The organism is Paenibacillus sp. O199, from assembly GCF_001636635.1.
Taxonomy (GTDB): domain Bacteria; phylum Bacillota; class Bacilli; order Paenibacillales; family Paenibacillaceae; genus Paenibacillus; species Paenibacillus marchantiae.
The window spans coordinates 1-795 of sequence record NZ_LGRP01000098.1 but is presented as its reverse complement, the minus strand read 5'-3'; the positions used below and the strand labels follow the sequence as shown (position 1 = coordinate 795).

At 40.8% G+C, this 795-nt stretch carries 1 protein-coding gene; it reads right to left on the bottom strand.

The window, feature by feature from the left end:
- Positions 1 to 73: 73 nt before the first annotated feature.
- The gene (locus A6049_RS32275; protein WP_079697642.1) at positions 74 to 511 is read right to left on the bottom strand and encodes a hypothetical protein; all 438 of its coding nucleotides are present in this window, start codon (positions 509 to 511) and stop codon (positions 74 to 76) included.
- Positions 512 to 795 lie beyond the last annotated feature (284 nt).

Sequence of the window (795 nt, the reverse complement as noted above, 5' to 3'; positions counted from 1 at the left end):
GATCGGGAGCTTTACTATCATACGGACCATTACACCGTTAATTGTCGAACCATTACATCAAAACACAACTCAATCAGTCATCATCATCAAGTGATTTTACTGTCGTCTGGGCAGCTTCACTTTTCGGAACCATCACCGTGAAGAAACCATCATGTACAGCTAGATGTACAGTATGCCCTTCTTTAGCAAATACACGTAGGGAACTTGAGTCATTGGAAGTACTCTTGGCTTGCTTTTCTGTCCATCCCCAGCTCTTAATCTCGTCTAGATACACCTCAGGAATACTAGTGCTCTCACTAATACCAGATAGCGTATATCGAACATAATCCATATCCGAATTGTTTTCAGACTGGTCAGATTTATTCGCCACTTTAGGAACCGGAAAACCCTTCTCGTTTACCGCTCCTTCATAAGAAGTCCATGCAGATCCTGCTTCACCGCATCCTACAAGCACGCCTATCAGGCCAAGCAAGAGAAACGAATGAAGAACTAGTCTTCGCCAACTTATCACACACACCCTCCTTTTCACAGCTGCACATTCCAGCTCTGTGGTCAGGTACTTTTAGCATATTTAACATAGTCCTATTATACTGGTTTCGAATGCGTTTTCCGTAACAAAAATGTTACCTTCATTTCAAGACTTTTTTAAGTCATTCATTTACCCTCTTTTGAAAGTCAATCCACCCTCTATTTATATCAGCTTCCAAAGCAAGAATTAAATCCATCTTCAACTAGCTATTCCCTCATTTTTGCTTATAAACATAAATAAAAACCACCACCGAATAACATCGGCAG